General features: G+C 64.1%; 7 protein-coding genes. 2 read left to right on the top strand and 5 right to left on the bottom strand.

The annotated features are described in order from the left end of the window. Positions 1–207 precede the first annotated feature (207 nt). Together AC07SU_RS01650 and AC07SU_RS01645 are read right to left on the bottom strand one after the other, a co-directional pair. Positions 208–1,917 carry an amidase gene (locus AC07SU_RS01650; RefSeq protein WP_494996005.1) on the bottom strand — a complete coding sequence of 570 codons (1,710 nt, stop codon included), beginning with the start codon at positions 1,915–1,917 and terminating at the stop codon, positions 208–210. A gap of 55 nt (positions 1,918–1,972) precedes the next feature. Continuing rightward, positions 1,973–2,761, bottom strand: a complete 789-nt coding sequence (locus tag AC07SU_RS01645) for a helix-turn-helix domain-containing protein (protein WP_494996004.1) — start codon at positions 2,759–2,761, stop codon at positions 1,973–1,975. 83 nt (positions 2,762–2,844) lie between these two features. On the opposite strand from AC07SU_RS01645, the gene AC07SU_RS01640 reads away from it, so the two are divergent. Further along, on the top strand, positions 2,845–3,150 hold the full coding sequence (locus tag AC07SU_RS01640) for a DUF2834 domain-containing protein (RefSeq protein ID WP_494996003.1): 306 nt from the start codon (positions 2,845–2,847) through the stop codon (positions 3,148–3,150). After that, positions 3,143–3,562, top strand: coding sequence for an MAPEG family protein (locus AC07SU_RS01635; protein ID WP_494996002.1), 420 nt, complete (start codon positions 3,143–3,145; stop codon positions 3,560–3,562). Before AC07SU_RS01640 ends, AC07SU_RS01635 begins: the two co-directional genes overlap by 8 nt. A 114-nt stretch (positions 3,563–3,676) precedes the next feature. Here the strand turns inward: AC07SU_RS01635 and AC07SU_RS01630 are convergent, their stop codons facing one another. From AC07SU_RS01630 to AC07SU_RS01620, 3 genes are read right to left on the bottom strand one after another with little or no spacing between them, the layout of a single operon-like run. After that, entirely contained in the window at positions 3,677–4,600 is a 924-nt protein-coding gene (locus tag AC07SU_RS01630; protein ID WP_494996001.1) for a sugar ABC transporter substrate-binding protein, read from the bottom strand. 43 nt (positions 4,601–4,643) lie between these two features. After that, a complete protein-coding gene (locus tag AC07SU_RS01625) occupies positions 4,644–5,777 on the bottom strand; it encodes a phytanoyl-CoA dioxygenase family protein (RefSeq protein ID WP_494996000.1) in 1,134 nt (377 codons plus the stop codon). Continuing rightward, positions 5,777–6,622 carry an SDR family oxidoreductase gene (locus AC07SU_RS01620; protein ID WP_494995999.1) on the bottom strand — a complete coding sequence of 282 codons (846 nt, stop codon included), beginning with the start codon at positions 6,620–6,622 and terminating at the stop codon, positions 5,777–5,779. The genes AC07SU_RS01625 and AC07SU_RS01620 overlap by 1 nt, the downstream gene beginning before the upstream one ends. Positions 6,623–6,694: the final 72 nt, after the last annotated feature.

The raw sequence follows: 6,694 nt of genomic DNA, 5'->3' as shown, positions 1-6,694 counted from the left end.
ACACGATCCAACTGTAGGAGCTGGCTTGCCAGCGATGGCGGTGAATCAGACAGACCGCTATCGCCGGCAAGCCGGCTCCTACAAGGACCGTGTTCAGCATGTGGTTTGAGGTGAGACACGATCCAACTGTAGGAGCTGGCTTGCCAGCGATGGCGGTGAATCAGACAGACCGCTATCGCCGGCAAGCCGGCTCATACAAGGACCGTGTTAGTCCGTGGTCAGTGCCGGGGTGCGGGGTGGGATCTGGCGTTTGCTGCCGGTGGCTTCATAGGCGGCCGCCAGGCGCAGCAAGGTGGAGTCATCATAGGCACGCCCCGCAAACGTCAGGCCCACCGGCATGCCAATGTCCGCCATCACGCCCATCGGCACGGTCACGGTCGGCACGCCCAGGTGGCGGATCGCGAGGTTGCCGTTGGCCACCCAGATGCCGTTGCTCCAGGCGATGTCGGCGGAGGCTTCGTTGACGTCGGCATCCGCCGGGCCCACGTCGGCCACGGTGGGGAACAGCACGGCGTCCAGCCCCAGGGTGTCCATCCAGTCTTCCAGGTCCAGGCGGCGGGTTTGTTCCAGGCCGCGCAAACCGTCCGGCACGGTGCTGATTTCATTCCAGGGGGTGATGCCGCGCTGGGCCATGCGTACGTATTCGTCCATGCCAGCGGCCAGGTCGTCTTCACGGTTGGGCAGGGTGCCCGGGTCGTGAGGGAAGATCTTCGGCCCGTCCACATCCGCCAGGCGGTTCAAGGTCGGGTCGCCGTTGGCGCGCAGGAAATCATCGAAGGCCCAGGCCGACAGTTCCCACAGCTCATCGTGCAGGAACTCCTTGGACACCAGGCCCCGGGTGAACACCGTTGGCGCGCCAGGGCGGTCGCCTTCGCAGTTGGAGACCAGTGGGAAATCCACCTCGATCACTTCGGCGCCGGCCGCTTCCAGCGCCTGGCGTGCGGCTTGCCACAATGTAATCACAGAGGCACGGGTGTTGATCTTTTGCCCGGTTGGCCCGCCAATCCCGGGCTTTTCGCTGGTGCCAGCCTCAGGGTCAGCATTGATGTACATGCGCGGCACACCGAAACGCTTGCCGGCTAGGGCGGCGCTGCCAGCGGCCAATTCGGCATAGGACGCCGGGCGCACCGAGGCCACGCTCGGGATCGGCACCCAAGGCTGCAGGCGCCACAGGTCGCCACGGGTGTCCGGGTCTTCGGCCACCACCACGTCGAGCACTTCCAGCAGGTCGGCCATGGTGCGGGCGTAGGGCACCACCACGTCCATGGTCGGCGTCAGCGGCCAGTTGCCGCGCACCGAAATCACCCCACGGGATGGGGTGTAGGCGCACAGGCCATTGTTGGAGGCCGGGCCGCGACCGCTCGACCAGGTTTCTTCCGCCAGGCCGAACGCGGCAAAGCTGGCGGCGGTGGCGGTACCGGCGCCATTCGAGGAGCCGGAGGCAAACGGAGCGGTGAGGTAATTGGCGTTATACGGGCTTTCGGCGCGACCATAGACGCCACGCTGCATGCCGCCATTGGCCATCGGCGGCATGTTGGTCTTGCCCAGGCAGATGGCGCCACCGGCGCGCAGGCGTTCGATGGTGAAGGCGTCACGATGGGCGGTGAGCTTGGCAAATGCCGGGCTGCCCGAAGCGGCTGTGAGGCCCTTGACCAGGTAGCTGTCTTTGGCGGTATACGGGATGCCATCCAAGGGCCCGAGGGTTTCGCCCTTGGCCCGGCGCGCGTCGGAGGCCCGGGCTTCTTCCAGGGCCTGGGGGTTGCGCACCACCACGGCGTTCAGTGCGGTCGCGGTCTGCGGGCCATCGTAGGCATCGATCCGCGCCAGGTACGCCTGGACCAGTTCAACGGCAGTGGTCTGGCCGGTTTCCAGCGCAGCGCGCAATTGGGCAATGGAGACTTCGGTAACTTGCATCACGTTTTTTTCGCCGCCTTCAAGTGGGAGGTATGGCGGCAGTCTACGTACAGATATTTCACAAAACCAGCGCCGCATGGTCGGCATAGGCCGCACGCATGACCTGCCAGGTGTGCTCGTCGGCGGGAATCAGGTGTTCGATTCGCAGCGAGGTCAGGGTGATGTCCTGGGGCATGCCAAAGGTGGTGAAGGTCGACAGGAAGTTCAGCTCGCCCTGGGTTGAGCGAATGTGTGTGAGCACCAACGGCGGCATTTGCGCGGGCAGCTCGGTGCTGTCGGGCACCGGCAAGGTGGCCAGTAACGCAGCCAGTTCGGGGTTGCCCAGTGCTTCGCGGGTTGCTCGTTGCCAGGCGAGGGTGCGGATCTCCTCGGCATTGATCAGGTGGTCGCCCAGGCCACTCGGTTGCAGCAGGGTGGTGAGCAGGTTCAAGCCATCGGCCGCGTCCGCTTGCAGGCCGACCAGCCCGAACAGCACCCCAGCACTGGCATTCGCCGCCAGCACTTCCCAGTGGCTGCCCAGCAAAATCGCCGGAGCGGGGTTGTTGGCATGCAACACGTGGTGGACTGCTTCACGTACCGCCGCCATGGCGGGCGAGGCGAGCGGGGTGGCCGCGTAACGCGGGGCGTAGCCGGCGGCAAAGAACACTCGATTGGCGTGTTCCAGCGGCGCATCCAGGGCCGTCAACACCCGGTGCAGCGTGCCAGCGCTGGGCTTGGCACGCCCGGTTTCGATGCAACTGAGGTGGCGCTGGGAAACACCGGTGATCAGGGCCAGGTCCAGCTGGCTGAGCTTGGCGTTGCGGCGCAACTGGCGCAGCAGTTCGCCCGCGGGAGTGGGGGTGTCCATGAGGGTTTGATGACCTCCGAGGTCATTGCGAGGGCCGTCACCTTATCACTAGGGTGGGCCTCAATCACTCCAAGGAAGACGCCATGCGCAGACCTTATCTCGCCCTCGCCGCATTGCTCGGCTTTTCGCTGTACACCCTGGCCACGATGCTGACGGCGCAGCAATCGTTGTTGGCGTTCGGGCTGGAACTGATGTCACGGCCCGACACCGCCCAGGTGGTCATCGACCTTTATCTGATGGCGGTGCTGGCGTGCGTGTGGATGTACCGGGATGCCCGCCGGCGTGGGCGCTCGGTGGCGTCGTTGGTGCCTTACTTTGTGCTGACGGCGGTGTTCGTTTCGGTGGGGCCGCTGTTGTATCTGGTGGTGAATGGAGGCCGCGATGAATGACCTGCTGAAGGTGTATGCGCTGTGTGTGCTGTTGCTGTGCCTGAAGATGTTTGCGATTTCCTGCTACCAGGGGTACTTCCGGTTACGGGGCTTGGCGTTTACCCATCGGGAAGACGCGGCGTTCTTCAAGCGTGCGGCCCAGCCAGAAGAACTGCCCCAGGTTGCCCGGGCGGCGAGGGCTTGGGCGAATGATCTGGAGAATATCCCGCTGTTTTTTGTGTTGGGTGGGTTATGTGTGGTGTTGGGGGATGACAGCGTCGCCTTCTTTTGGCTGTGCGGCGGTTTCACCCTGGCGCGCGTGACGCACACAGTGGCCTATCTGAAGAGGTGGCAGCCCTGGCGCACGTTGGCGTATGGGGTAGGTGTGGCCTGCCAGTTCGGCCTTGGAGTGTGCATCGTTGATTCAATGTAGGAGCTGGCTTGCCAGCGATAGCGGTCTGTCAGGCAATGGTTGTTTAACTGATGGACCGCCATCGCTGCGGTGCGACGATTCGACAAGCCAGCTCCTACAGGGGGGCTGGGGGGATTATGGGTTGAGGAAGGCCTGGTAGTTGTCCTTGGTGATCTGCTGGTAAGGGATGGTCAGTTCAGCGGTGTAGGGTTGTTTCTTCACCATCTTCACCGCTAGGTCGATGGCGCCCACGGCCTGGCCCTTGTTGTCCTGGTACGCCGTCACCAGCAACTGGCCTTTTTTTACGGCATCCAACCCTGCGGCGCCGCCGTCGCTGCCGGCGACCAGGATGTCCTTGCCCGGCTGCATGCCCGCCTGGCTGATCGCCATGGCCGCGCCAATCGCCATTTCATCCGCGTTCGCGGCAACCGCATCGATCCTGGTGCCCGAGACGATCCAGTTGTTCATCAGGTCGATCGCCTTGCTGCGCTGCCACTCGGCGCTTTGTTCCTCGACGATCTTGATGCCCGGGTACTCCTTGAGCACGTTCTTCACGCCCTGGGTGCGGTTGTGGGTGGCGTTGTTGGACAGCAGCCCGAGCATGATCGCAAGGTTGCCCTTGCCGCCCATTTTTTCCGCCAGGTAGCGCATCTGGATCTCACCGGCCTTGATCTCGTCGGAGCCGACATACCCCACGCCAGCCGGCACGTCCTTGAACTCCGGGCGGCGGTTGACGTACACCAGCGGCGTCTTGGCCTGCTGGGCATTGACGGTCATCTTCTGCGTGGCGGCGGTGTCCACGGCGTTGACGATAATCGCGTCCATGCCCTGGGCGGTGAAGTTTTGCACCTGGTTGAGCTGGCGCACCACATCGCCCTGGGCGTCTTCGAATTGCAGGGTCACGCCGGGCAGTTCCTTGGCGTGGGCTGCCATGTAGTCACGCATCTGCGCGAGGAACACATCGTCGACCTGGGCGATGCTCACGCCGATCCGTATATCCGCCAGCGCCCACGGGGTGATCGCCAGGGTAAAGAGTGCCGCAAGGACTTGCTTCTTCATGGGGGTGCTCCGTTATTTTTTGTTGTTGTTAAAACAGAGTGATTCACGCCTGGCGTTTGGCGCGCAGCTGCTCCACGGCAGCGGCAAAGTGTGCCAGTGGCCAGCGTTCGTTGAGGGCCTGCACCATCAGTTGCTGCCCGGTTTGTGGGGCCAGCCCGTGCAGGGGCGGGTCGGTGTCGAGGTTGGTGGGGAATGAGTAACCGTCGGCGGTGCAGGCGATCACGGCCTCTACGGCGCTGGCATCCAGCGTGGTGTTTGCCAGCAGCACCGGGTACACCGCCAGCATCATGCGGTCGCGGTCGAGGGCTTCCATGGGTTTGCCGAACGCCGAGGAGATCTGCAGCAGGTTGGCCATGCGCTGGCGGTCGGGCGTGCGGTTGGTGCCGGCCGCGTGAAACAGCGCCGGGTTGAAGAACAGCAGGTCGCCCTTGTTCAGCGGCAGTTGCACGGCGTGTTGCTGGAAGTAGTTGATAAATTCCGCACGGCGCCACGCCAGGTAGCCCAGGGCGTACTGTTGGGAAAACGGCAGCAACTGGGTGGGGCCGGTTTCCAGCGGCATGTCCGAATGGGCCACCGCGCCTTGCAGCGTCAGGTACTGGGACAGCACGTGCAGGGGCAGGGGGAAGCGCTCCACCACGTCGGTGGTCTGGAAGCCCAGGTGATAGTCGCGATGGGGCTGCTGCGCCTGGCCGCCGGGGTGCACCACGTTGACCTGCGCGGTGACCTGGAAACTCGGGCCAAGCCACGCCTCGGCAATCAGCCCCAACAGCGGGTTGGCGTAGTACTCGACAAACGATTCAGGCGACTGCAACGCGGCCTTTTGCAGGGAATTCCAGATTCGCCCGTTGCTGCCGGCCTTGGCGAAGTGGTCGGCGGCCACACCTTGCGCGGCCTCATTGGCAAAGATCGCCTCGAACACCTGGCTATGGCGGTCGACCACCTCAAGGTCTTCGTAGGCGCCGCGTACCACCATCACGCCCGGGCCATCGCGGAACAGGCGGTGCAGTTCATTCATCACCGTCAGGCGGTCGGTGTGACGCAGGCTGCGGGCCTGATAGATCGGCACATTGCTCAGCACCTCAGCGCACAGCGGGTAATCATCCTGTGTGGCGCGTTGCGCGCAGATGCGGCTGAAATCCGCCAGTTGCACGGCGTCGCTTGTGACAAACGCCGACATCACACACCTCCCGACAGGCTCAGGGCCTGGTGCGGTTGCGGGGTGCTGCTGTCGGTGCAACCGACCACGCCTTGCTCCAGGTCGATCACCGCGCCGGTCATCATGCCCGACTCCCGGGACAGCAAAAACGCCACGCTTTGCGCCACTTCCTCGGGTTTGAGCAGGCGGCCGAAGGGTTGGGCGCTTTCGGCCTTTTCCAGCCAGCCGTCCTCGGCGCCGTGGTATTGGCGCTGGATCTCATCCTCGTGGGGCGTGTCCATCCAGCCGATGTTCAGGCCATTCACCCGGATACGGTTGCGCAGGGCACTGAACGCGACGTTCTTGGTCAGGATCGCCAGCGCGCCCTTGGACGCCGCATACGCGCTCAAGAACGATTGCCCGCCGTGGCCGGTGACGCTCTGGATATTCACCACGGCGCCTTCCACGCCGGTGCTGATCATCAGCTTCAAGGCTTCCTGCATCAGGAAAAACGGCGCCCGCACGTTCACTGCAAACAGACGCTCGAACAGTTCGGGCGAGGTGTCGAGGATGGTGCCGCGGTCGGACATGCCGGCGCAGTTTACCAGGCCATGCAAGGTGCCAAAGTGAGTGCGTGCAGCCTCGATGATCGCGCGGCAGTCCTCGACGTTTTCCAGGTCGGCCTCGACAAAAAACGCCTGGCAATCGAGCTGCGCCAGTTGCCGCACCTGCTCTTCGCCCTGGGCGCGGCGGCGACCGCAGAGGATCAGCCCGGCGGCGCCCCGCTGCGCCAGGGTGTGGGCCACCGCAGCGCCGAGGCCCTGGGTGCTGCCGGTGACGACGAAGTATTGGCCGCTGAACGAGGTGGCGAGATCGGTGTGGGGCATGGGGTTCTCCTGGAATTTTTGTTGTTGTGCATCGCCCGGCTCGACGGCGGGCAAAATTGAGACTAGCATTGC

The organism is Pseudomonas sp. GW821-FHT05H12 (assembly GCF_059419385.1).
The sequence above is the reverse complement of the archived record's forward strand: the minus strand, read 5'-3'. Positions and strand labels throughout refer to the sequence as shown.

Excerpts from the sequence above, each read along its gene's own strand:
- AC07SU_RS01645 (WP_494996004.1), bottom strand. The coding sequence starts at position 2,761 with ATGGACACCCCCACTCCCGCGGGCGAACTGCTGCGCCAGTTGCGCCGC.
- AC07SU_RS01640 (WP_494996003.1), top strand. The coding sequence starts at position 2,845 with ATGCGCAGACCTTATCTCGCCCTCGCCGCATTGCTCGGCTTTTCGCTG.
- AC07SU_RS01635 (WP_494996002.1), top strand. The coding sequence starts at position 3,143 with ATGAATGACCTGCTGAAGGTGTATGCGCTGTGTGTGCTGTTGCTGTGC.
- AC07SU_RS01630 (WP_494996001.1), bottom strand. The coding sequence starts at position 4,600 with ATGAAGAAGCAAGTCCTTGCGGCACTCTTTACCCTGGCGATCACCCCG.
- AC07SU_RS01625 (WP_494996000.1), bottom strand. The coding sequence starts at position 5,777 with ATGTCGGCGTTTGTCACAAGCGACGCCGTGCAACTGGCGGATTTCAGC.
- AC07SU_RS01620 (WP_494995999.1), bottom strand. The coding sequence starts at position 6,622 with ATGCCCCACACCGATCTCGCCACCTCGTTCAGCGGCCAATACTTCGTC.